This is a genomic window from Inquilinus sp. OTU3971, from assembly GCF_038440215.1.
Map to the genome: position 1 here is coordinate 26,730 of NZ_JASATH010000039.1, position 20,840 is coordinate 47,569.

Here is a 20,840-nt window from a genome sequence, read left to right on the forward strand (position 1 = left end):
ATGACCTCTCCCAAGATCACCTTCATCGGCGCCGGCAGCACGGTCTTCGCCAAGAACCTGATCGGCGACATCCTGTCCTATCCGGAGCTGGCGGATGCCCGCATCACCCTCTACGACATCGACCCGGAGCGGCTGGCGACCTCCGAGGTCGTGGCCCGGCGCATCGCCGAGACGCTGAAGGCGCCGGCGACGATCGAGGCGACGACCGACCGCGCCCGGGCGCTGGACGGCGCCGACTACGCCATCACCATGATCCAGGTCGGCGGCTACAAGCCCTGCACGGTGACCGATTTCGAGGTGCCGAAGACCTACGGGCTGCGCCAGACCATCGCCGACACGCTCGGCATCGGCGGCATCATGCGGGCGCTGCGCACCGTGCCGGTGCTGCTGGAGCAGGCCCGGGACATGGAGCGGCTGTGCCCGGACGTGACCCATCTGCAATACGCCAACCCGATGGCGATGAACTGCTGGGCGCTGAACCGGGCGACGAAGATCAAGACCGTCGGCCTGTGCCACAGCGTGCAGGGCACCGCGGCGGAGATCGCCGAGGATATCGGCGTGCCGGTCGAGGAGATCAGCTATCTCTGCGGCGGCATCAACCACATGGCCTTCTACCTGAAGTTCGAGCGCAACGGCGAAGACCTGACGCCGCTGATCCGCAAGGTGGTGGAGGAGGGGCGGGTGCCGGAGTGGAACCGCGTCCGCTACGACATGTTCCTGCGGCTCGGCTATTTCGTCACCGAGTCCAGCGAGCATTTCAGCGAATACGTGCCCTGGTACATCAAGCGCGGGCGCGAGGAGATCGTCGACCGGTTCAACATCCCTCTCGATGAGTACATCACCCGCTGCGAGCGCCAGATCGACAAATGGGGTGCGCTCAAGGCCCAGCTGCAGGACCCGTCGGTGCCGCTGGAGATCAAGCGCAGCGTCGAATACGGCTCGACCATCATCCGCGCCAAGGAGACCGGCCAGCCGGCGGTGATCTATGGGAACGTGCAGAACCACGGGCTGATCGACAACCTGCCGGAAGACTGCACGGTCGAGGTGCCATGCCTGGTCGACCGCAACGGCGTGCAGCCGATCGGCATCGGTCGGCTGCCGCCGCATCTGGCGGCGCTGATGCAGACCAACATCAACGTCCAGTCGCTGACGGTCGAGGCGCTGCTGACCGGCAACCGCGACCGCATCTACCACGCCGCCATGCTGGACCCGCACACGGCGGCGGAGCTGGACCTCGACCAGATCTGGAAGCTGGTCGACGACCTGCTGGCGGCGCATGGCGAGTGGATCCCCGAGGCGCTGCGCCCGTCCACCAAGCCGGCGCCGCTGCTGCGGGTCGCTTAAAGCAGGCAAAGCTTGCGTGTTGCCTCTCTCGCCACGCGGGAGGGGCAATGCGAATGGCTGGCGGCTGCTCTAATCCCCAGCGGTGCGCGCCGCGCTCTCCACCAGCCACGCACGCACGATCTCCACGCCCTCCCGGCTGGCCGAGCCGCGGGCGACGCCCAGCCAATAGGCGGTCCAGGACAGGCCCAGCCCCGGGAGCGGGGCGACCAGCCGGCCACCGCGCAGCGCGTCCTCGGCCAGCGCATCGCTCTCCAGCACCACGCCGAGGCCCTTCACCGCCGCCTCGATGGCGACATGCGACGGGTCGAGCTGCAGGGTGCGGGCGAAGCCGTCATCCAGCGCCACGCCCTGGCGGCGGAACCAGCCCTCCCAGGACACGCGGTTGTCGCGGGTGACGATCAGCGGCAGGGCCAGCAGGTCGCGCGGCCCGTGCAGGTTGCCGCCGGCTGCCAGGGCCGGGGCGCAGAGCGGCTGGATCGTCTCGGCCAGCAGCGGCACCGCCGTTGCCGGCGCATGGTCGCCGTACCAGATCGCCAGATCCACCCCGTCGGCCTCCGAGCGGGCACCGCTCTCGGTGGCGAGGCGCAGATCGGCATGGACCCGCAGGTCGATCTCCGGATGACCGGCCAGGAAAGCTGGAAGGCGGGGCAGCAGCCAGCTGCCGGCCAGCGACGGCGGGGTGCGCAGCAGCACCACCTCCGGCCGGCGGGCGCGCCGGCCGCGGCGGGCGGCGGCCTCGACCGCCTCGGCCAGGGCGTCGAAGCTGCCGCCGATCCGGCCGAACAGCTCGGATCCCTCGGGCGACAGCACCACGCCGCGGCCGACCCGGTCGAACAGCCGCAGGCCCAGCCGCGCCTCCAGGATCCGGATCTGGTGGCTGACCGCCGACGGGGTCAGCGCCAGCTCCTCCGCCGCCGCCCGGAAGCTTTCCAGGCGGGCGGCGGCCTCGAAGGCGGCGAGCGCGCGCAGCGGCAGGGGCGACCGGCTCATCGGTCGATGAGTGGTGAATTCTCCTCACGAGTCCAGCGAATTCTCTGCGTTTGCCGCCAAGCCGGACCGAGCGGAGGATATCGGCACGCGGCGCGCCACGCCGGCCGCGTCCTCCGCCGCAGCGTGGCCCGGAGCCCAGCCATGGACCAGTTCGCCGCCGCACCCGACACCGCCTTCTGGACCCGCGCCCGCCGCCACCTGCTGCGCTATGGCGGCGACTTCGTGCCCTTCGTGCCGGTGCGGGCCGAGGGCGCCTTCCTCTATGACGCTGCCGGCCGCCGGGTGCTCGACTTCACCTCCGGCCAGATGAGCGCCATCCTCGGCCATTCCCATCCGGAGATCGTGGCCGCGGTGCGCGACGGGGTCGGGCGGCTCGACCACCTGTTCTCCTCGATGCTGTCGGCGCCGGTGGTCGATCTGGCCGAGGCCCTGGCCGAACTGGTGCCGGGCCTGCCGAAGGTGATGCTGCTGTCGACCGGCGGCGAGTCGAACGAGGCGGCGATCCGGCTGGCCAAGCTGGTCACCGGCAAATGGGAGATCGTCGGCTTCACCCAGTCCTGGCATGGCATGACCGGCGCCGCCGCGGCGGCCACCTACAAGGCTGGGCGGCACGGCACCGGCCCGCTGATGCCCGGCCAGTTCGCGATCCCGGCGCCGAACCCGTATCGCCCGCGCTTCCCCGGTGTTGACTGGCGGCAGGAGCTGGACGATGCCTTCGATCTGCTGGACCGGCAGAGCACCGGCAACCTGGCCGCCTTCATCGCCGAGCCGATCCTCAGCAGCGGCGGCGTGCTGGACCTGCCGCCGGGCTACCTGGCAGCGCTGCAGGTGCATTGCCGGGCCCGCGGCATGCTGCTGATCCTGGACGAGGCGCAGACCGGCATTGGCCGGACCGGCCTGATGTTCGCCTTCGAGCGCGACGGCGTGATGCCGGATATCCTGACGCTGTCGAAGACGCTGGGCGCCGGGCTGCCGCTGGCCGCGGTGATGACCAGCGAGGCGATCGCCGCCGAGGCCGAGGCGCGCCACTTCCTGTTCTACACCACCCATGTCAACGACCCGCTGCCCGCGGCGATCGGGCTGAAGGTGCTGGAGATCGTGGCCCGCGAGCGGCTGGCGGCGCGGGCGGCCGAAGCGGGCGCGCGGCTGGCGGAAGGCCTGCGCGGGCTGCAGCGGCGCCATCCCTGCATCGGTGACGTCCGCGGCCGCGGCCTGCTGCTGGGTCTGGAATTCGCCGATGCCGGCGGGCGGGACGCGGCCTGGATCTCCGACGCGGTCACCGACACGGCGCTGGAGTTCGGCCTGTCCGCCAACATCGTCCGCGCCGGCCTCTCCGGCGGCACCATGCGCATCGCGCCGCCGCTGACGGCGACCGATGCCGAGATCGACCTGGGCGTCGAGCTGCTGGACGCGGCGATCACGCAGGTCCTGGCCGGCGCCTGAGCGCCGACATGCCCCTCGCCCCGAGGACTGGACCCCTAATCCTCGGGGGTTGAGGGCGTTCCCGATTCCCGACACTGTCTCGCCCATTCGACCGGGCCCGGCGGCACGACCCGCCGGCGGCGACGGCACCCCTGCGGAGGGGCCCGCCGCGACCGAACCGGACAGGGCTGGTTCTCCTCATCACGGACCGGGCGGCGCGCGGCCGACGCGCCCGCCCTTTGTCGGGAGATCCTCATGGTCCAGTGGACCGGTAGCGACGCCAATGAAGCCTCACCACCGGCACCGCCAGCGGCGGCGGCGCCCAGGGCGACGCCCTGACCGGAATCGAGAATCTCTCCGGCAGCCAGGGCAATGACAGCCTGGCCGGGAATGCCGGCGTCAATGTGCTGCAGGGCTGGAACGGCAACGACGTCCTCACCGGGGCCGGCGGCAGGGACATGCTCACCGGCGGCGTCGGCGCCGACCGCTTCGTCTATGCCGGCACGGCGCAGAGCCCGACCGGCGCCGGGGCGGACCTGATCACCGATTTCAGCCATGCCCAGGGCGACCGGATCGACCTGTCGGCGATCGACGCCAGCACCGCGGCCGCGGGCAACCAGGCGTTCCGGTTCATCGGCACCGGCCTCTACACCCACCATGCCGGCGAGCTGCGCTATGCCCTGGCCGGAGACGTCGCCACCATCGCCGGCGACATCAACGGCGACGGCGTCTCCGACTTCCACATCCGCCTGGACGGGGTGGTCGGCCTGCAGGCCTCGGACTTCGTGCTGTAACCGGCAGCCTTCCGCATCGCAGGAGCGATCCATGACGACGATCTATGGCGATGCCGCCGACAATCTTCTGGTCGGCGGCGCCTGGGACGACATCCTCTTCGGCTTCGACGGCAACGATTTCCTCCAGGGCGGGGCCGGCGGCGATGCGCTGTTCGGCGGCGCCGGGATCGACACGGCCGACTACAATGGCAATGCCGGCGTCACCGTCGACCTCGCCGCCGGCCAGAGCTGGGGCGGGGAGGCCGAGGGCGACTGGCTGTACGACATCGAGAATGTCTGGGGCACCGGCGGCTATGGCGACGTGCTGGCCGGATCGGACGCCGCCAACGAGCTGCGCGGCTTCGGCGGCAACGACACGCTCAATGGCCGCGATGGCGACGACCGGCTGGTCGGCGGAACGGCCGACGATTTCCTCCAGGGCGGGGCGGGGGCGGACTCGATCGATGGCGGCGACGGCATCGACACCGTCGACTACAACGGCCTCGAGGGCGTGCATGTCGATCTCGGGCGCGGCATCGCCGAGTTCGGCGAGGCTCAGGGGGATGTCATCACCGGCGTCGAGAACGTCTGGGGCACTGCCTATGGCGACGTGCTGGTCGGCTCCTATTCGGGCAGCGAGCTGCGCGGCTGGGGCGGCGATGATTTCATCGGCGGGGGGCCGGCCGGAGACCTCCTGTACGGGAACGACGGCAACGACCGGCTGATCGGGGATGCCGGGGCCGATACCCTGAGCGGCGGCGCCGGTGCCGATACCTTCGAGTTCTGGTCGGTCGGCGACAGCCAGGCCGGGCCGGGCGCGGACTGGATCATCGACTTCCATCAGGCCGAGGGCGACGTCATCGACCTCGTGGTGATCGATGCCGACGCCACTGTGGCGGGCCACCAGGGTTTTGGCTTCATCTGGGACACCCCGTTCAGCCACCAGCCCGGTGAGCTGCGCTACGAGGTCGGCGACGGGATGACCACCGTCCTGGGCGATGTCGACGGCGATGGTGCGGCGGATCTCCGCATCATCCTGTCCGGCTCGATCACCCTGCAGATCGACGACCTCGCGCTGTAGCCGGAGCAGGGCGGGTGACCAGGCGGATGCCGAGCGCGATCGGCACCACGCCGAGCATGTCGAGCGGCGGCACATGTTCGCCCAGCACCGCCCAGCCCAGCAGCAGGCCGATCGGCGGCACCAGGAAGTGCAGCGCGCTGGCGGTCGAGGCACCGAGCCGGTCCAGCATGTCGAACCACAGCAGGTAGCTGCACAGCGACACCGCGAGGGCGAGCCAGAGGAAGCCGGCCAGCAGCTCGGGCGTCCAGCGGATCGTCGAGACCGGCTCCAGCGCCAGGCCCAGCGGCAGCAGCACGATGCCGGCCGCCAGGGTCTGGACCGCGGTGCCGTACCAGAGATCGCCGGACGGTCCGTTCGATGGCGGCGCGATCCGCTTGTACAGGATGGTGCCGGCGGACAGCGCCACCAGCGCGCCGAAGGTGAAGGCGATGCCGACCGGCCCCTCGATGCCGCCGGCGAGGCGGCTCTGCAGCACGATGCCGACGCCGGCGACGCCGAGCGCCAGCCCGGCCAGCTTCGTCCGGGTCAGCCGCTCGCCCAGCAGCGGTGCCGCCAGCACCGCGGTCAGCACCGGATTCATGCTGATGATCAGCGCCGCGAAGCCGGAGGTGACGCTCTGCATCCCGAAATAGGACAGGGCCAGATAGACCGCCATGGTGACGACGCCGAGCAGGGCGAAGCGCACCACCGCGCCGGGGCCGAGCGTCCAGCGCCGGCCCGACAGCCGGGCCAGGCCGGCCAGCACCAGCCCGGCCAACAGGAACCGTGTCGACAGCAGCAGGAAGGGCGGGGCGTAGGTCACCGCCACCTTGGCGGCGGTGAAGGCCGAGGCCCACAGCACCACGAACAGGGCGGGAAAGCCCCAGCGCACCAGGGCGCTGCGGCCGGAGGCCGGGATCGAGACGGCGTCCATGGGTTGATCTCCTTCGGATCGGCTGCACCTTAGAGGCCGGCGTGACTATTTGGAAATTCAATGATTAAATGGGGTGCAGTGGAAATGCCGATAGGTGTCCCATGCTCGACCTCGACCTGCTGCGCAGCTTCGTCTCCGTGGTCGATGCCGGCGGCTTCACCCGCGCCGGCGAGCGGGTGCATCGCACCCAATCCACCGTCAGCCAGCAGATCCGCAAGCTGGAGCAGGCGGTCGGCCGGCCGCTGCTGCACCGCCAGGGGCGCGGCGTGGCGCCGACCGAGGAGGGGGAGCGCCTGCTCGGCTACGCCCGTCGCCTGCTGGCGCTGAGCGACGAGGCCGAGGATGCGCTGCGCCGGCCGGACGGGATGGCGGTGGTGCGGGTCGGGCTGGGCGAGGATTTTGCCGCCGAGCGGCTGACCGAGGCGCTGTCCGGCCTGGCCCGGCTGCGCCCGGCGCTGCGGCTCGACGTGCGCTGCGACGCCGGGTCGGAGCTGCGCCGTGCCTTCGGCCAGGGCGAGCTGGACATCGCCGTGATCAGGCGCGACTCCGGCATCGGCACCGCCGTTGCCGCCTGGCCGGAGCGGCTGGTCTGGGTCGCCAGCCGCCGCCACGGCGTGCCGGAGGGCGACCCCGTGCCGCTGGTCGCCTATGGCCAGGGCTGCATCTACCGGGCCCGGGCGATCCATGCGCTGGAAAGCGCCGGCCGGCGCTGGCGCATCGCCTTCACCGGCTCGAACCTGCCGGCGGTGCAGGCGGCGATCGCCTGCGGCTTCGGCATCGGCATCCTGGTGGCGCGCTCCGTGCGCGACGACCTCCGCATCCTGCGGCCGGAGGAAGGGTTCCCGCCGGTCCCGCCCAGCGAGCTCGCCGTCATGCTCCAGCCCGGCGCGTCCCCGGCCGTGCGGATCGTGGCCGAGCAACTGGCCGAAAGCTGCGCCGAGGAGCGGCCCGAGGCGGCCTGACCACGCTCCCGCTGCGAATACAGCGCCTCCCACCTCGTCATGGCGAGCCCCGAAGGGGTGTGGCCATCCAGCGACGCAGGCCCCTGGATGGCCACGGCGCTGCGCGCCTCGCCATGACAGTTATCTTGTAAAACATGTAGAATATATATATTAAACATATTCTCCGTAGAATCTTGTTGACGTACTCCATAAACGGCTGAGAGATTATCCGTCCTGTTCTGGAGGATCGGACATGCTCTCCCGCCGCACCCTGCTGTCGACCACCCTGGCCCTGGCCGCCGCCGTGCCGCTCACCGGCCGCCCGGCCGGGGCGCAGGAGGCGCCGAAAACCATCCGAATCGGCTACCAGAAGAACGGCATCCTGCTGGTCGCCAAGACCCGCAGGTCGCTGGAGCAGCATTTCGCCCCGCAGGGGATCGCGGTCGAATGGATCGAATTCGCCTTCGGCCCGCCGCTGCTGGAGGCGCTGAACGCCGGCAGCATCGATTTCGGCGCCACCGGCGACACGCCGCCGATCTTCGCCCAGGCGGCACAGGCCGAGCTGGTCTACGCCGCGGCCCAGCCGGCGGCCGGCAAGGGCCAGGCCCTGGTGGTGCCGAAAGGCTCCACCGCCAAATCCGTGGCCGATGTGAAGGGGCTGCGGGTCGGCGTCGGCAAGGGCTCCAGCGCCCACAACTTCCTGGTCGCGGCGCTGCAGAAGGCGGGGCTGGGCTGGCAGGACATCACCCCGGTCTACCTCGCCCCGGCCGATGCCCGCGCCGCCTTCGCCGGCGGCAGCCTGGACGCCTGGGCGATCTGGGACCCGTATTTCGCCATCGCCGAGCTGGAGGAGGAGGCGAAGGTGCTGGCCACCTCCGCCGATGTCGAGCCGCAGAACTCCTACTTTCTCGCCTCCAAGGGCTTCGCCACGGACCATCCCGCGGCGCTGCGCAGCCTGGTCGGGGCGTTGGGCGAGGTCGGCGCCTGGGCCGAGACCCATCATGCCGAGGTGGCGAAGCTGTTTGCCGACGAGACCGGGATCAGCCTGGCGGCGGAGCAGCGCTCGGTCGACCGCGCCGGCTTCCAGATCGGCCCGCTGACCGGGGAGATCGTGGCCCAGCAGCAGAAGATCGCCGACCGCTTCGCCGCGCTGGGGCTGATCCCGGCGCCGATCGCCATCCGCGACATCGTCTGGACCGGCGCCTGACCACAGCAGGAATTCACCCATGTCCGACACCCGCAAGCCGCTCGACCTGTTCTGGTTCATCCCGACCAGCGGCGACGGCCCCTATCTCGGCACCCAGGACCGGCACCGCCCGGCCGAATTCCGCTATCTGCGCGAGATCGCCACCGCGGTCGACCGGCTCGGCTACAAGGGCGTGCTGCTGCCTACCGGCCGCGGCTGCGAGGACGCCTGGATCACCGCCACGGCGCTGGCGACAGCGACCGAGCGGCTGCGCTTCCTGGTGGCGCTGCGCCCCGGCGTGGCCACGCCTGCCTTCTTCGCCCGCCAGGCCGCGGCGCTGGACCGGATCAGCCAGGGCCGGCTGCTGCTCAACGTCGTGGTCGGCGGCGACCCGGCCGAGCTGGCCGGCGATGGCGTCTTCCTCGACCACGACACCCGCTATGCCCAGGCGGCGGAGTTCCTGACCATCTGGCGCCGCCTGCTGGCCGGCGAGACAGTGGATTTCGACGGCGACTTCCTGAAGGTGAAGGGTGGCAAGCTGTCCTTCCCGCCGGTGCAGCGGCCGCATCCGCCGCTGTGGTTCGGCGGCTCCTCCGACGCGGCGCTGGACCTCGCCGCCGACCAGGTCGAGACCTACCTGACCTGGGGCGAGCCGCTGGACCAGGTGGCCGGGAAGATCGACGCGGCCAAGGCCCGCGCGGCGGCCCGCGGCCGCACCTTGCGCTTCGGCATGCGCCTCCACCTGATCGTGCGCGAGACCGAGGAGGAGGCATGGCGCGTGGCCGAGCGGCTGATCCGCGACGTTTCCGACGACGCCATCGCCGAGGCCCAGAAGAAGCTGGCCGAGGGTTCGGATTCAGTCGGGCAGAAGCGGATGACGGCGCTGCATGGCGGCCGGCGCGACCGGCTGCTGGTCGGGCCGAACCTCTGGGCCGGCATCGGCCTGGTCCGGCGCGGCGCCGGCACCGCCCTGGTTGGCGACCCGGAGACGGTGGCGGCGCGGCTGCGCGAATACCAGGATCTCGGCATCGAGACCATCATCGCCTCCGGCTACCCGCATCTGGAGGAGGCGTACAACGTCGCCGAGCTCTTGTTCCCGGCGCTCGGCATCGGCGCCGGCGGCGCGCAGGCCGGGGCGCATGAGCTGCATCCGGGCGAGTTCGGCACCGGCGCCGGACGACCGAAGCTGACCGCGGTGTCGTGAGGCGGAGGCGGCCGTAGGTTGGGGTCGCGATTCGCGAACCCAACCTACGACACGAGGATTCTACCCCTTCCGCTTCACCCAGGCGGTCGGCTTCGGGTTGCGCTCGTCGAAGCCGGTCTGGTGCCAGTAGGGATAGGCCGGGCTGCGGTGGCTGGCATCGTCCAGCAGCGCCACCTGCTCCGGCGTCAAATTCCAGCCGACCGCGCCGAGATTCTGCTTCAACTGCTCCTCGTTGCGGGCGCCGACCACGATGTTGGCGACCGTCGGCCGCTGCAGCAGCCAGTTCAGCGCCACCTGCGGGATGGACTTGCCGGTCTCCTGCGCCACCCGGTCGAGCGCGTCGACCACGTCGTACAGGTACTCGTCGTCGACCGGCGGCCCGCCGACATCGCCGCCGGAGGCGACGCGGCCCGCCCCGGCCGGCTGGCCGCGCCGGATCTTGCCGGTCAGGCGGCCCCAGCCGAGCGGGCTCCACACCATCAGCCCGACCTTCTGGTCGAGGCCGAGCGGCATCAGCTCCCACTCGTAGTCGCGGCCGATCAGCGAGTAGTAGCCCTGATAGGCGACGTAGCGCGCCAGCCCGTACCGCTCCGAGGTCGCCAGCGCCTTCATCAGCTGCCAGCCGGAGAAGTTGGAGGCGCCGATATAGCCGATCTTGCCGCTGCGGGTCAGGTCGTCGAGCGCCCGCAGCGTCTCGTCGACCGGCGTCAGCGCGTCGAAGCCGTGCATGAAGTAGAGGTCGATATGGTCGGTGCCCAGCCGCTTCAGGCTGGCCTCGCACGCCCGGATCAGGTGGTGGCGCGACGAGCCCACATCGTTCGGGCCCGGCCCCATGCCGAAGGTGGCCTTGGTCGAGATCAGCACCTGGTCGCGCCGGCCCTTCAGCGCCTGGCCGAGGATCTCCTCCGAGACGCCCTGGCTGTAGACGTCGGCGGTGTCGAAGAAATTGACCCCGGCCTCCAGGCACAGATCGACCATGCGGCTGGCCTGGGCGACGTCGGTGCTGCCCCAGCGCTGGAAGAACTCGTTGGCGCCGCCGAAGGTGGCGGTGCCGAAGCTGAGCGCGGGAACCTTGAGGCCGGATCCGCCGAGCTGACGGTATTCCATGCATCTCTCCGTTGGTGACGGTGTGTCGGGTTGCGGCCGCAGGCTAGCAGCTTGGACCGCATCCGCCAGACGGTTTGTCGCCGCGGGTCAGGCCTGTGAACTTCGCTCTAGTGCCAGCGCGGCGGCGGCAGCCAGGGCTGCGGAACGGGGGCGGCGGGGGCGGCCGGGGACAAGGCGGCCTCGGCACGCCGGATCACGCCGCGGACATCCCAGGCGCTATAGGAGACCTTGCGGCGGGCCTCGGCGGCAGCCTGCCGGATCTCATCCTCCGGGGCGGCGACGAGCTCGGCCTCCAGCGCGTCCAGCAGGCGTTCGAGCGCCCGGTCGGGTCGATGCGTCATGGCGACCCCTTGAGGCCGTGGCGCAGCAGCGCCCGCCTCATCCTCTTGCGCGTGGAATCATATTCGGTCTCGGACAGGCCCACGCGCTGCCGGATCTCCTCGGCCGACAGGCCCTGGCTCAGCCCCAGGATGACGGCCAGCGCCGCCGGATCGTCGGCGAACAGCCGGTCGATCGCCGCCAGCGCCTGGCTGGCGGCGGCGATCCGCTCCGGGTCCGGCGCCTGATCGGCGATCTCCGCCGCCTGCGCCGACAGCGCCGCCGCCATGGCCCGATGGCGGCGCCAATGGTCGCTGCGCAGGCTGCGCATGATTCCGGCCAGGAAGGCGATCAGCGTCACGCCGGGCGGCCAGGGGCGGGAGCCGTCGAGGGCGCGCAGCACCGCGTCGTGCAGCAGCTCCTGCCAGTCCAGCCCCGGCAGGCCGCGGCAGCGCAGCCGCGCGATCGCCTGCAGCCGCAGCAGGTCCGGCTCGGACAGTGCCGCGATGGCGCGCCGGACCTCCTGCTCGGTCCGGCCGGCGGCCTGGCGCGCGATCCACGGCTTGAGGGGCGAGGTGTCCTGCATCCGTTGCACTATGCGCATGGCGCCGCCGGATGCGGACAGGCGCGATGAAAAATATCTCCTGTCCGAGGCAGGACGGGGCGTGTGCATTCCCTGGCAGGCAATCGGAGGGATCATGGAGCCGGAGATCGAGACGCACATCACCCGCTTTCTGGCCATGCTCGACACGGCCTTCCGCCGTGGCGGCGAGGAAGGCCTGCCGGAGCGGTTCCGGCGGGCGGTGCGGGAGGCGCCGCGCCATCGCTTCGTGCATCGGTTCCAGGCCGATCGGGCCGGGCCGGTCGAGGATTTCGACGCCGCGCGCCATCTCGCCGCCGTCTACAGCGACCGGGTGCTGACCCATGTCGGACCGGACGACGCCGCGCTCGATTCGACCAACTCCCAGCCCAGCTACGTGCTGTGGCTGCTGCACCGGCTCGGGCTGGAGCCGGGGCACAGGGTGATTGAGATCGGCTCCGGCTCGGGCTGGCTCGCCGCCGTGATGGGCCGGCTGATCGGCGACGGCCGCGTGGTCGGGGTGGAGATCCTGGGCGCTCTGGCACGGCGCAGCCGGGACGACCTGGCAGCGCTGGGCATCGCCAATGTCGCGGTTGTCGAGGGCGACGGTGCCGCCGGCCATGCCGCCGGAGCGCCCTATGACCGGGCCATGGTCACCGCCGCGGTCTGGGACCTGCCGGCGGCGTTGTTCGATCAGGTGGCCGAAGGCGGCCGGCTGCTGCTGCCGATCGCGCTGGCGGGCGGCGCCGGCCGTGACTGCCATGTCGCGGTGCTGCGCCGGGAGGGCGACCGTTTCCGGATGCTGGAGGCGGTCCCCGGTCGCTTCGTCCGCTTCACCGGCCCGGGGCAGGAAGGGGGAGCGGAGCGCCGGCGGCTCGAGGAGTTGCCGTTCTGGCCAAGGATCGGCGGACCAGCGGTGCTGCATCGGCCACTGTCGCTTGGCCTCCGCGATCCGGCCCGCTTCGGCGGCGCGGCCTACGCCTTCCGCCTGTTCCTCGGCCAGACCGAACCCGGCTTCACGGTGTTCGATGACGGGGCGGGCGAGGATCCGGCGGTGTCACCCTTCGGCCTGGTCGACGCGGCAGCGCGGTCGGTCGCGCTCTGCCGGCCCGGGATGCTGCTCAGCTATGGCTCGCCCGAGGCGGTGCGGCGCCTCGACGCCGCCTACCGGCGCTGGACGGCGCTCGGCATGCCCGGCCCGGCCGCCTTCGAGCTGGAGGTGGTGCGCGCCGAGCAAGCACCCCGGCCCGGACGGGGCCTCTGGGTGGAGAATCGCGGCGCCAGCGCGCTGGTGTGGCGGCTGGCCGGCGCTACGTCTCCGCCGCGGGTCGGGCGACGGGCGGCCGTCCCGGACCGCCCGCCTCCGGCCGATCCCGGAGCCCGGATCAGGCCGCCCGGGCCGTGATCGTCGAGACCTTGTCCAGCGCACCGGCCACGGCCTTCTCCGCAACGTCTGGGCCATAGGCGACGCCTTCGACCGCGATCGACTCGACATCGGTCAGGCCGATGAAGCCGAACACATGGCGCAGATAGGGCTCCTGGAAGTCGTAGGCCTTGGCCGGGCCCTCGGAATAGACGCCGCCGCGGGCCTCGACCAGATACACCTTCTTGCCGCTGACCAGGCCGTGCACGCCGGTCTCGTCGTAGCGGAAGGTGACGCCGGCGCGCAGCAGGTAGTCGAACCAGCTCTTCAGCGTCGAGGCCAGGCCGAAATTGATCATCGCCGAGGCGACGACGATGGTGTCGGCGGCGAACAGCTCCTGCGTCAGCGTGTCGGCCAAGGCCAGCGCCGCCTGCTGCGCCGGGCTGCGGGCCTCGGCCGCCAGCGCCTGGGCCGCCAGGAAATCCTCGCCGATATGCGGCAGCGGCTGCGCCGCCAGGTTGCGGTGGACGACCGAGGCGCCGGGCGACTGCGCCTGCAGCCGGTCGACCAGTGCGGTCGCGACCTTGGTCGACAGCGAGGCGGCGCCGCGCGGGCTGGAGGTGACGAACAGGATTCGGCTCATCGGGAACGGGTCCTCATGGTCGAGGGGCAGGGGGATGGGCCGGCCGGCCGATGAAACCCCGGGTTGATCTGGCCCAGGGTAGTCACATTTAGTGACTGGGGCTAAATTGATGACTGCCTATGAGCCGCGCAAGGAGGCACATTTTTGGAACCGAGCAACAGCCATGACCCTGCCCACGACCAGTGCCGGGCGATCAGCGACGTGCTGGCCCGGGTCGGCGACAAATGGACGGTGATGGTGGTCGGGCTGCTGTCGGACGGGCCGATGCGCTTCAACGAGCTGCGCCGGACCATCGGCGGCATCTCGCAGCGGATGCTGACGCTGACCCTGCGCGGGCTGGAGCGGGACGGGCTGGTGACCCGCACCGTGTTCCCGACGATCCCGCCGCGGGTGGATTACGCGCTGACCGATCGCGGCCAGACCCTGATCGAGCCGCTGAAGGCGCTGTTCGCCTGGGCGACCGAGCACAACGCGGCGATCGAGCAGTCGCGGCAGGTGTTCGATGCGGCAAAGCCGGGCGCCGAGGTGCCGCATCCGCCGCGCAAGGTTCCCCCTCTGGTCCGGCCGCGGCCGGCGGCGATGTCCGATTTCGGCACCGCGGGGCGGAACGGCCGGTAAGTCCGGCGGATGGGCAAAAGAAAACCCCGCCGGCTTACGCTCGGCGGGGTTTTCGCGACCCGGATCCGGGGGAGGAGACGGACCGGGTGCCTCCGGTCGTGCCGATCACGCGGCGCGACGGATGACCGAATCTTCGTTCGCGGCGGCAACGGCCGGGCGCAGCACGGCGACAGGGGCCGGGGCGACGTTGGTGTCGCGGGCGGCGCGCGCCAGGCGCTCCGAGATGGTGCCGCGGTTCATGCCGATATCGGCCAGCAGGCGGTCATCGAGCTGCATCAGGGCAGCATAGGCACGACGACGATCCCAGGCGGCGACAAGCTTGTTGATCAGGTTCACTTCAGCATTTCCTTCTTCACGTGCCGCGACCAGCGAGAGGTTCGCGGCGCGGTGTGCGTTGCATCGCACGAGCCGATATATGCGCTTACGGTAGCTATGCTTCCACCCCTGCTCTTCGCACCGCAGCAATGCATCGCCTGCATTGCCTGACATTTGGGCGCCCCGTCTGCCCAGCTTCCGCCTCGAACCTCGGGATTCGTCGCAATTCCGCCATAAACGCCCCTGTTGCAGTGCAAACCGATTGGGCGGGTGCTGCATCCCGGATGGGCGTTGAGGCATGCTAAGTGTGATTACCATCACACCCCGGCGGCGCGATCCGGCAGGGTCAGGCCATCGGTCAGATGCCGCGCCAGCAGCTCGCCGGCGGGGGCAAGGCCGGGGGCGCGGTGCAGGCGGATATCGGCCTCGGGCAGCGGCGGCAGGCCGTCGCGCTCGCTCAGGCGTCGCAGCTCCGGCGGCAGCAGCCCGGCCTTGACCACGGTGACGGCCAGGCCCTGGGCGGCGATCGCGGTCACAGCCGCCAGGCTGTGGCTGACGAAGGCGAGGCGCCAGGGCAGGCCGGCGGCGTCGAGCGACGCCATCGCCCAGGCCCGGAACAGGCAGCCCTGCGGATAGAGGGCGAGGGGCAGGGGCGTGCGTTCCTCGACGGCGACATCCCGGCCGGCGGCCCAGACCGCCTGCTCGCGCCGCAGGAAGGTGCCGCCGCCGTCGCCCGCCCCATGCATCGCCAGCACCAGGTCGAATCGCTCGCCCAGCCGCGGCAGCATCGGCGTGGTCAGCCCGGTCACCATCTCGACCTGGATGCGCGGATGGGCGGCGCCGAAGCCGGCCAGCAGCGGCGGCACCAGCCGGGTGCCGTAATCCTCCATCACGCCGAGCCGCACAATGCCCTCGACCTGCAGGTCGCGCAGCCGGCCCATCGCCTCGGCCGAGACCGACAGGATGCGGCGGGCATAGCCCAGCAGCACCTCGCCGGCCGGGGTCAGGCGCAAGCCGCGGCGGCTGCGGTCCAGCACCGCGGCGCCGATCGCGCCCTCCAGCCGCTGGATCTGCATGCTCACGGCCGACTGGGTCCGGTTCAGCGCCGCCGCGCCGCGGGTGAAGGAGCCATGATCGGCGACGGCGACGAAGGCGCGCAGCAGGTCCGGGTCGAGCATCCGTTGCTCCATCACGATTCGTGATTCGGCAGATCATGATTATGCGTTTCCGTGAAGTCGACCGCCGTTCCTATCCTGCGCCGCACGGTGGAGGAGGGGGCGGGCGATGGCGCGCGAAGGACTCGGTGTGGCGGCGGCGCTGGCGTCGAGCACGCTCGGCGGCACCTCCGTGGTGGCGACGCGTTCTCTGATGGGCGCGCTGGACCCGGCGACGCTGGGCGTGTTTCGCTTCGGCATCGGCTGCGTCCTGCTGCTGCCGGTGGTGCTGGCGCTACGCTCGCCCTGGCCGCCGCGGCGCGACTGGCCTGCGGTGGTGTTGCTCGGCCTCTTGTTCTTCGCCGCCTTCCCGTTCCTGTTCAACGCGTCACTGGCGCACACAACCGCGGCGCGCGGGGCGCTGGCCCTGTCGACCCAGCCGCTGCTGACCCTGGCCGTCGGCGCGGCGCTGGGGGCGGAGCGACTGACACCGCGCAAGGCCGCCGGCGTGGTCGTGACGATGGCGGGGGTGGCCCTGGCGCTCGGCACCGGCCTGGCCGATGCGCCGCCGGAGGCCTGGCGTGGCGACCTGCTGATGATCGGGGCGACGGGGTGCGCCGCACTTTATAATGTGTGGTCACGGCCTTTCGTCCGGCGGTCTTCGCCTTTGTCCTTCAGCGCCCTCGGCATGGCGGCAGGCGCCTGCGGCCTGGCCGCGCTGACGTTCGCGACCCGCCCGGCGGCGCTGCCGGCCCTGGAACCGGCGGGCTGGGCCGCCGTGCTCTATCTCGGCGTGGTCGGCGGCGCCCTGACCTTCTTCCTCTGGGTCTTCGCCCTCGGCCGCACCACCCCGACCCGGGTGGCGATCTCGGTCGCCGTCAACCCGGTGGTCGCAGCGCTGCTCGGTGTCCTCGCACTGGGCGAGCCGCTGGGCTGGCCGCTGCTGGCGGGCCTCGCCGCGGTTGCCGCCGGCATCGGGCTGGCGGCGACGGACGGCCGGCGGGTCGCCCCGGCGGCCACCGCCGCAGCGCCGGGTCCGGCCCGCCTGCCTTGAAATTGCCCCGCGGCGCGTCGGCGCGCGCACTGGACGGACGCGGCCGGCGATGCCATAGTCCGCGCCGTTCGACGGCCGGGGGCCGTCACCCGGCATGTCCTTGAGATCCATGGCCTTCGATCTGACCGAATTCGGGCTCCGCGCCTATCTCCGTTTCGTCACCTGGCGGCGTGGCCAGCTGGTCGGCCAGGACGCCCTCGGCAACCGCTACTACCGCAGCCGCAAGGTCGCCCAGGGCGGCCGCGAGAAGCGCTGGGTGGTGTTCGACGGCGGCAAGTCCGAGGCGACCCGCGTGCCGCCGGAATGGCATGGCTGGCTGCACCACACCTTCCAGGAGCCGCCGGGCGACACCAGCCCGTTCCGCCGCCCCTGGCAGCAGCCGCCCGAGGCCAACCCGACCGGCACAGGCCACGCCTATCTGCCGCCCGGCCATCCGCTGCGCGGCAGCCATCGCGCCAAGGCGACCGGCGACTACGAGCCCTGGACGCCGGCGTGACCGGGCAGGTCTGAGGAACAGCGATGCACAGGAACGTCATCGAGACGGTGATGGGTGCGGTCGTGCTGGCCGTCGCCCTGGTCTTCCTGGGATTCGCCTATACCAGCGCCAATCTCAGCTCGACCTCCGGCTACACGCTCAAGGCGCAGTTCAACCAGGCCGACGGCGTCGGCGCCGGCACCGATGTCCGGATCGGCGGCGTCAAGGTCGGTACCGTCACCAGCATCACCCTGAACCCCGACAGCTATCTGGCGGATGTCCTGCTGTCGATCGACCCGTCGGTCAAGCTGTCGCAGGACACCGCCGCGGCGATCAGCAGCGACGGGCTGCTCGGCGGCCGCAGCCTCTCGCTCAGCCCCGGCGCCCGGCCGGACGACCCGAATGGCTGGCTGAAGGATGGCGACACCATCGAATACACCCAGTCGAATCCGAGCCTGGAGCAGTTGCTCGGCCAGGTGATCTTCAGCATCGGCCAGCTCGGTGACCGCGCCAGCAGCGGCGGTGCCGCCGGCGCCCCGGGCCAGGGCCAGGCGCCGCAGGGCAAGCCCGGCGGCATGTTGGGGAATTGATCCGGACCATGCGCAGCCTTCTCGTGCTTCCCGCGCTCGCGGTGCTGGCCGCCGCGTCCCTCCCGGGCGCCGCCCAGGCCGCGGCCACGATCGACCAGCCGATCGCCGAGCTGCGCGGCCTCGACAAGATCACGGCGCGGACCCAGCCGCTCGAGGCCAAGGTCGGCGAGACGGTGCAGTTCGGCACGCTCGGCATCACCGTCCGCGCCTGCCGCAAGGCGCCGCCCGAGGACCCGCCGGAGAGTGCGGCCTTCCTCGAAATCACCGACACCCCGCCCAGCAAGCCGGCGGCCACGGTGTTCAGCGGCTGGATGTTCTCGTCCTCGCCCGGCGTCTCGGCGCTCGACCACCCGGTCTACGACGTCTGGGTGGTCAGCTGCACCGACACCTCGCCGGCGGCGGCCGCGGCCCAGCAGGAGGTCGACGAGAACGTGCCGGATGCCTCGCCGCTGCCGCTGCCGGAGATGAAGATCATCCCGCCGGCCCTGCCGCCGGGCCGCCAATAGCGGCCAGCGCAAACAGGCCGAGCACGCAGAGGAAGCCGAGCGACCAGATGTTCGAGCGCAGGCTCGGCCGGTCGGCGGCATAGGCGCCGGTATAGGCCAGCCGGAACAGGATGAAGAGGCCGGCCAGAAGGTCTGCCCAGCCCTGCGGCGCACCCCGCATCTGGGCGATGATCACCGCCGCGGCGAAGGCCGGAAACGTCTCGAAATGGTTGCGATGGGCCCAGTCCAGCCGCTGCTGCCAGCCGCTCATCCGCTCCATGTCCCGGCGCGGGGCGTGGTTGTCGATCCGCGACGTCACCTTGGCCGGCATCACGGTCAGATAGGGCAGCAGGATGGCCGCGAGGACCATCCACAGGGCAAAACTCATCGCGGCGACTCCGGCAGCGTCTGCCGCATTGTCGCTGCCCTCCACCAGGTGGTGAAGAACGATCCGCCATCGACCATTCGTCGTGTTTGCCTCTCCCGCCTGGCGGGAGAGGTCGGGCTCGCGCAGCGAGACCGGGTGAGGGCTGGCCCCGGCCTCGACAAAATCCCCTCACCCGGAGCCGCTTCGCGTCTCCGACCTCTCCCGCAAGCGGGAGAGGCAACGCAAAAGGCAGTTGCTTCGACCTGGAACCGCTATCCCACCGCCGAGATATCCTTGGCGTAGACCGGGATGGTCTCGGTCACGGCGAAGCCGTGGCGGCGGTACAGCGCCAGGGCGGCGTCGTTCACGGCCGCGACCTCCAGCGCCGCGGTGCCGGCCCCGGCCGCGTGCAGCCGGCGCAGGCTTTCGGCCACCAGGATGTCGCCCAGCCCGCCGCCACGATGGTCCGGATGGCGCCCGATCAGGGCGACGTCGCCCTCGCCGCCGGCGGTCTTGGGCAGATGCACGCGCAGGAACCCGGCGACGGCGTCGCCGCGCAGGATCAGCCCGTGTTGGTCGGGCATCGCCCGGGCACGGGCGGCGAAGCTCTCGAAATCCGGGATGCTGGCGCCGGGGACGGGCGCCATGGCGCGGCTGACGGCCTCGTGCTGGCTGCGCATCGTCGCCTCGGTCGGCGGCGACCAGACCAGGCCCTCGGGCAAAGGCGGCACCGGCGGCGGGGGCGTATCGAGCGGTCGGTGCATCACATGCATCCGGTAGGCCTCGCGATAGCCACGGGCCTGCAGCTCGGCCGCGCGGCCGGCGAACACGTCCTCGGTGCCGACCTCCAGCCGGCGCCGGGGGCCGGCGGCGGTGATCGCCTCGGCCTCATCCAGCAGGAAGGCGGCCAGCGCGTCGCCGTCGCAGCCGGGGAGCAGGCAGAGCGGCACCAGGATGGCGGCGTCGCGGCCGTTGGTGGTGGCGTCGACCACCGCGGCGACGGCGACCCGGCGGCCCTCGGCGTCGACCGCGTCGATGATGCTGCCGGGCCCCAGCACCAGGCGGGACAGGCCCCAGCGCGGCTCGAACGGCGTGGTCGGCGCCGGATGCGCCTCGATGAAGCCGATCATCGCATCGTCGATCGGGCCGTCCGGCACCGGCCGGCGGCGCAGGGGCAGGGCGGTCATGGCTCCTCCGGCCGTCGCTGCAGCAGCAGGGCCAGCTCCGGCTCCGGGTCGGCGCCGTCCCAGTCCGGCCGCAGGGCCAGGGCGGCATCCAGGCGGCGGCGATACTCGGCGCGCTCGATCTCGACCGTGCCGAAGCGGGCCAGATGGTCGGTGACGAACTGGGTGTCGAGCAGGGCGAAGCCGGCGGCGCGCAGCCGGGCGACGAGATGGACCAGCGCCACCTTGCTGGCGTCGGTGGCTCGGCTGAACATGCTCTCGCCGAAATAGGCGCCGCCCAGCGCCACGCCGTAGAGGCCACCGACCAGCGTGTCGCCATCCCAGCATTCGACGCTGTGGGCGAAGCCAGCCCGGTGCAGCGTGGTGTAGAGGGCGACGATCTCGTCGTTGATCCAGGTGTTCGGCCGGTCGGGCGAGGGCGCGGCACAGCCGGCGATCACCGCATGGAAGGCGTGGTCGGCGGTGACCTTGAAACGGCCGGCCTTGACCGTGCGGGCCAGGCGGCGCGGCACATGCACGCCGCCGAGCGGCAGGATGCCGCGCCGGGGCGGGTCGAACCAGTGCAGCTCCGGGCTGTCCGCCGATTCCGCCATCGGGAACAGCCCGGCGGCATAGGCGCGCAGCAGCAGCTGGGGCGTGACTCGAGTCATGGCCGGAACCGGATCATGGTCCCATGGATATGGGCAGCGCTCATGTCCCGTCGATAGCGGAGGGGCGGGCCTACGTCCACCCG

The 20,840-nt window shown here is 71.5% G+C and carries 24 protein-coding genes; 13 read left to right on the top strand and 11 right to left on the bottom strand.

Annotation, left to right across the window (positions count from 1 at the left end):
- Positions 1-1,344: an alpha-glucosidase/alpha-galactosidase gene (gene melA, locus AAHM41_RS12525; protein ID WP_342236873.1), complete on the top strand. Its 1,344-nt coding sequence runs from the start codon at positions 1-3 to the stop codon at positions 1,342-1,344.
- A 69-nt stretch (positions 1,345-1,413) separates the two neighbouring features.
- On the opposite strand, the gene AAHM41_RS12530 is transcribed toward melA, so the two are convergent.
- Complete coding sequence (locus tag AAHM41_RS12530; RefSeq protein WP_342236874.1) at positions 1,414-2,334, bottom strand: LysR substrate-binding domain-containing protein; 921 nt, start codon at positions 2,332-2,334, stop codon at positions 1,414-1,416.
- Between the two features lie 141 nt (positions 2,335-2,475).
- On the opposite strand from AAHM41_RS12530, the gene AAHM41_RS12535 reads away from it, so the two are divergent.
- From AAHM41_RS12535 to AAHM41_RS12545, 3 genes are all read left to right on the top strand, one after another.
- Positions 2,476-3,777 (top strand): aspartate aminotransferase family protein, encoded by a 1,302-nt coding sequence (locus AAHM41_RS12535; RefSeq protein WP_342236875.1) that lies wholly within the window; start codon positions 2,476-2,478, stop codon positions 3,775-3,777.
- Positions 3,778-4,100: 323 nt separating this feature from the next.
- Positions 4,101-4,550 (top strand): M10 family metallopeptidase C-terminal domain-containing protein, encoded by a 450-nt coding sequence (locus AAHM41_RS12540; RefSeq protein WP_342236896.1) that lies wholly within the window; start codon positions 4,101-4,103, stop codon positions 4,548-4,550.
- Between the two features lie 31 nt (positions 4,551-4,581).
- Positions 4,582-5,610, top strand: coding sequence for a calcium-binding protein (locus tag AAHM41_RS12545; RefSeq protein WP_342236876.1), 1,029 nt, complete (start codon positions 4,582-4,584; stop codon positions 5,608-5,610).
- Here AAHM41_RS12545 and AAHM41_RS12550 read toward each other — a convergent pair.
- Complete coding sequence (locus AAHM41_RS12550) at positions 5,579-6,523, bottom strand: DMT family transporter (RefSeq protein ID WP_342236877.1); 945 nt, start codon at positions 6,521-6,523, stop codon at positions 5,579-5,581. The genes AAHM41_RS12545 and AAHM41_RS12550 overlap by 32 nt on opposite strands.
- Positions 6,524-6,624: 101 nt before the next feature.
- On the opposite strand from AAHM41_RS12550, the gene AAHM41_RS12555 reads away from it, so the two are divergent.
- The 3 genes from AAHM41_RS12555 to ssuD all read left to right on the top strand — a co-directional run bounded on the left by AAHM41_RS12555 (position 6,625) and on the right by ssuD (position 9,854).
- Positions 6,625-7,485, top strand: a complete 861-nt coding sequence (locus tag AAHM41_RS12555) for a LysR substrate-binding domain-containing protein (protein WP_342236878.1) — start codon at positions 6,625-6,627, stop codon at positions 7,483-7,485.
- A 232-nt stretch (positions 7,486-7,717) separates the two neighbouring features.
- Positions 7,718-8,671, top strand: a complete 954-nt coding sequence (locus tag AAHM41_RS12560) for an aliphatic sulfonate ABC transporter substrate-binding protein (RefSeq protein ID WP_342236879.1) — start codon at positions 7,718-7,720, stop codon at positions 8,669-8,671.
- A 19-nt stretch (positions 8,672-8,690) separates the two neighbouring features.
- A complete protein-coding gene (gene ssuD / locus AAHM41_RS12565; RefSeq protein ID WP_342236880.1) occupies positions 8,691-9,854 on the top strand; it encodes an FMNH2-dependent alkanesulfonate monooxygenase in 1,164 nt (387 codons plus the stop codon).
- A 60-nt stretch (positions 9,855-9,914) separates the two neighbouring features.
- Here the strand turns inward: ssuD and AAHM41_RS12570 are convergent, their stop codons facing one another.
- From AAHM41_RS12570 to AAHM41_RS12580, 3 genes are all read right to left on the bottom strand, one after another.
- Positions 9,915-10,961 carry an aldo/keto reductase gene (locus AAHM41_RS12570; protein ID WP_342236881.1) on the bottom strand — a complete coding sequence of 349 codons (1,047 nt, stop codon included), beginning with the start codon at positions 10,959-10,961 and terminating at the stop codon, positions 9,915-9,917.
- A gap of 107 nt (positions 10,962-11,068) precedes the next feature.
- Complete coding sequence (locus AAHM41_RS12575) at positions 11,069-11,302, bottom strand: hypothetical protein (protein WP_342236882.1); 234 nt, start codon at positions 11,300-11,302, stop codon at positions 11,069-11,071.
- Positions 11,299-11,883: an RNA polymerase sigma factor gene (locus tag AAHM41_RS12580; RefSeq protein ID WP_342236883.1), complete on the bottom strand. Its 585-nt coding sequence runs from the start codon at positions 11,881-11,883 to the stop codon at positions 11,299-11,301. The genes AAHM41_RS12575 and AAHM41_RS12580 overlap by 4 nt, the downstream gene beginning before the upstream one ends.
- 94 nt (positions 11,884-11,977) lie before the next feature.
- On the opposite strand from AAHM41_RS12580, the gene AAHM41_RS12585 reads away from it, so the two are divergent.
- The gene (locus AAHM41_RS12585; protein WP_342236884.1) at positions 11,978-13,264 is read left to right on the top strand and encodes a protein-L-isoaspartate O-methyltransferase family protein; all 1,287 of its coding nucleotides are present in this window, start codon (positions 11,978-11,980) and stop codon (positions 13,262-13,264) included.
- Here the strand turns inward: AAHM41_RS12585 and AAHM41_RS12590 are convergent.
- Positions 13,245-13,865 (bottom strand): FMN-dependent NADH-azoreductase, encoded by a 621-nt coding sequence (locus AAHM41_RS12590; RefSeq protein ID WP_342236885.1) that lies wholly within the window; start codon positions 13,863-13,865, stop codon positions 13,245-13,247. The two genes, AAHM41_RS12585 and AAHM41_RS12590, sit on opposite strands and share 20 nt — an antisense overlap.
- A gap of 144 nt (positions 13,866-14,009) precedes the next feature.
- Between AAHM41_RS12590 and AAHM41_RS12595 the strand changes: the two genes are divergently transcribed.
- On the top strand, positions 14,010-14,483 hold the full coding sequence (locus AAHM41_RS12595; RefSeq protein ID WP_446719446.1) for a winged helix-turn-helix transcriptional regulator: 474 nt from the start codon (positions 14,010-14,012) through the stop codon (positions 14,481-14,483).
- Between the two features lie 105 nt (positions 14,484-14,588).
- On the opposite strand, the gene AAHM41_RS12600 is transcribed toward AAHM41_RS12595, so the two are convergent.
- On the bottom strand, positions 14,589-14,819 hold the full coding sequence (locus AAHM41_RS12600) for a DUF1127 domain-containing protein (RefSeq protein WP_342236886.1): 231 nt from the start codon (positions 14,817-14,819) through the stop codon (positions 14,589-14,591).
- 296 nt (positions 14,820-15,115) lie between these two features.
- Positions 15,116-15,976, bottom strand: coding sequence for a LysR family transcriptional regulator (locus AAHM41_RS12605; RefSeq protein ID WP_342236887.1), 861 nt, complete (start codon positions 15,974-15,976; stop codon positions 15,116-15,118).
- Between the two features lie 106 nt (positions 15,977-16,082).
- Here AAHM41_RS12605 and AAHM41_RS12610 point away from each other — a divergent pair, with 106 nt between their 5' ends.
- The 4 genes from AAHM41_RS12610 to AAHM41_RS12625 all read left to right on the top strand — a co-directional run bounded on the left by AAHM41_RS12610 (position 16,083) and on the right by AAHM41_RS12625 (position 18,577).
- Positions 16,083-17,006 (top strand): DMT family transporter, encoded by a 924-nt coding sequence (locus AAHM41_RS12610; RefSeq protein ID WP_342236888.1) that lies wholly within the window; start codon positions 16,083-16,085, stop codon positions 17,004-17,006.
- Between the two features lie 109 nt (positions 17,007-17,115).
- Positions 17,116-17,502 (top strand): NADH:ubiquinone oxidoreductase subunit NDUFA12, encoded by a 387-nt coding sequence (locus AAHM41_RS12615; RefSeq protein WP_342236889.1) that lies wholly within the window; start codon positions 17,116-17,118, stop codon positions 17,500-17,502.
- A gap of 23 nt (positions 17,503-17,525) precedes the next feature.
- Positions 17,526-18,071: an outer membrane lipid asymmetry maintenance protein MlaD gene (gene mlaD / locus AAHM41_RS12620; protein ID WP_342236890.1), complete on the top strand. Its 546-nt coding sequence runs from the start codon at positions 17,526-17,528 to the stop codon at positions 18,069-18,071.
- An 8-nt stretch (positions 18,072-18,079) separates the two neighbouring features.
- Positions 18,080-18,577, top strand: a complete 498-nt coding sequence (locus tag AAHM41_RS12625) for a DUF2155 domain-containing protein (RefSeq protein ID WP_342236891.1) — start codon at positions 18,080-18,082, stop codon at positions 18,575-18,577.
- On the opposite strand, the gene AAHM41_RS12630 is transcribed toward AAHM41_RS12625, so the two are convergent.
- The 3 genes from AAHM41_RS12630 to aat all read right to left on the bottom strand — a co-directional run bounded on the left by AAHM41_RS12630 (position 18,543) and on the right by aat (position 20,757).
- Entirely contained in the window at positions 18,543-18,944 is a 402-nt protein-coding gene (locus AAHM41_RS12630) for an MAPEG family protein (protein ID WP_342236892.1), read from the bottom strand. The genes AAHM41_RS12625 and AAHM41_RS12630 overlap by 35 nt on opposite strands.
- A 251-nt stretch (positions 18,945-19,195) precedes the next feature.
- Entirely contained in the window at positions 19,196-20,110 is a 915-nt protein-coding gene (locus tag AAHM41_RS12635; RefSeq protein ID WP_342236893.1) for a GNAT family N-acetyltransferase, read from the bottom strand.
- Positions 20,107-20,757 (bottom strand): leucyl/phenylalanyl-tRNA--protein transferase, encoded by a 651-nt coding sequence (gene aat, locus AAHM41_RS12640; RefSeq protein WP_342236894.1) that lies wholly within the window; start codon positions 20,755-20,757, stop codon positions 20,107-20,109. The genes AAHM41_RS12635 and aat overlap by 4 nt, the downstream gene beginning before the upstream one ends.
- Positions 20,758-20,840 lie beyond the last annotated feature (83 nt).

Bases quoted from the DNA above. Each gene is read 5' to 3' on its own strand.
- mlaD (WP_342236890.1), top strand. From the start codon at position 17,526: ATGCACAGGAACGTCATCGAGACGGTGATGGGTGCGGTCGTGCTGGCC.
- melA (WP_342236873.1), top strand. From the start codon at position 1: ATGACCTCTCCCAAGATCACCTTCATCGGCGCCGGCAGCACGGTCTTC.
- AAHM41_RS12585 (WP_342236884.1), top strand. From the start codon at position 11,978: ATGGAGCCGGAGATCGAGACGCACATCACCCGCTTTCTGGCCATGCTC.
- AAHM41_RS12530 (WP_342236874.1), bottom strand. From the start codon at position 2,334: ATGAGCCGGTCGCCCCTGCCGCTGCGCGCGCTCGCCGCCTTCGAGGCC.
- AAHM41_RS12545 (WP_342236876.1), top strand. From the start codon at position 4,582: ATGACGACGATCTATGGCGATGCCGCCGACAATCTTCTGGTCGGCGGC.
- AAHM41_RS12615 (WP_342236889.1), top strand. From the start codon at position 17,116: ATGGCCTTCGATCTGACCGAATTCGGGCTCCGCGCCTATCTCCGTTTC.
- AAHM41_RS12605 (WP_342236887.1), bottom strand. From the start codon at position 15,976: ATGCTCGACCCGGACCTGCTGCGCGCCTTCGTCGCCGTCGCCGATCAT.
- AAHM41_RS12535 (WP_342236875.1), top strand. From the start codon at position 2,476: ATGGACCAGTTCGCCGCCGCACCCGACACCGCCTTCTGGACCCGCGCC.
- AAHM41_RS12625 (WP_342236891.1), top strand. From the start codon at position 18,080: ATGCGCAGCCTTCTCGTGCTTCCCGCGCTCGCGGTGCTGGCCGCCGCG.
- aat (WP_342236894.1), bottom strand. From the start codon at position 20,757: ATGACTCGAGTCACGCCCCAGCTGCTGCTGCGCGCCTATGCCGCCGGG.
- AAHM41_RS12575 (WP_342236882.1), bottom strand. From the start codon at position 11,302: ATGACGCATCGACCCGACCGGGCGCTCGAACGCCTGCTGGACGCGCTG.
- AAHM41_RS12610 (WP_342236888.1), top strand. From the start codon at position 16,083: ATGGCGCGCGAAGGACTCGGTGTGGCGGCGGCGCTGGCGTCGAGCACG.
- AAHM41_RS12550 (WP_342236877.1), bottom strand. From the start codon at position 6,523: ATGGACGCCGTCTCGATCCCGGCCTCCGGCCGCAGCGCCCTGGTGCGC.
- AAHM41_RS12560 (WP_342236879.1), top strand. From the start codon at position 7,718: ATGCTCTCCCGCCGCACCCTGCTGTCGACCACCCTGGCCCTGGCCGCC.
- AAHM41_RS12580 (WP_342236883.1), bottom strand. From the start codon at position 11,883: ATGCGCATAGTGCAACGGATGCAGGACACCTCGCCCCTCAAGCCGTGG.
- ssuD (WP_342236880.1), top strand. From the start codon at position 8,691: ATGTCCGACACCCGCAAGCCGCTCGACCTGTTCTGGTTCATCCCGACC.
- AAHM41_RS12590 (WP_342236885.1), bottom strand. From the start codon at position 13,865: ATGAGCCGAATCCTGTTCGTCACCTCCAGCCCGCGCGGCGCCGCCTCG.
- AAHM41_RS12635 (WP_342236893.1), bottom strand. From the start codon at position 20,110: ATGACCGCCCTGCCCCTGCGCCGCCGGCCGGTGCCGGACGGCCCGATC.
- AAHM41_RS12555 (WP_342236878.1), top strand. From the start codon at position 6,625: ATGCTCGACCTCGACCTGCTGCGCAGCTTCGTCTCCGTGGTCGATGCC.
- AAHM41_RS12630 (WP_342236892.1), bottom strand. From the start codon at position 18,944: ATGAGTTTTGCCCTGTGGATGGTCCTCGCGGCCATCCTGCTGCCCTAT.
- AAHM41_RS12570 (WP_342236881.1), bottom strand. From the start codon at position 10,961: ATGGAATACCGTCAGCTCGGCGGATCCGGCCTCAAGGTTCCCGCGCTC.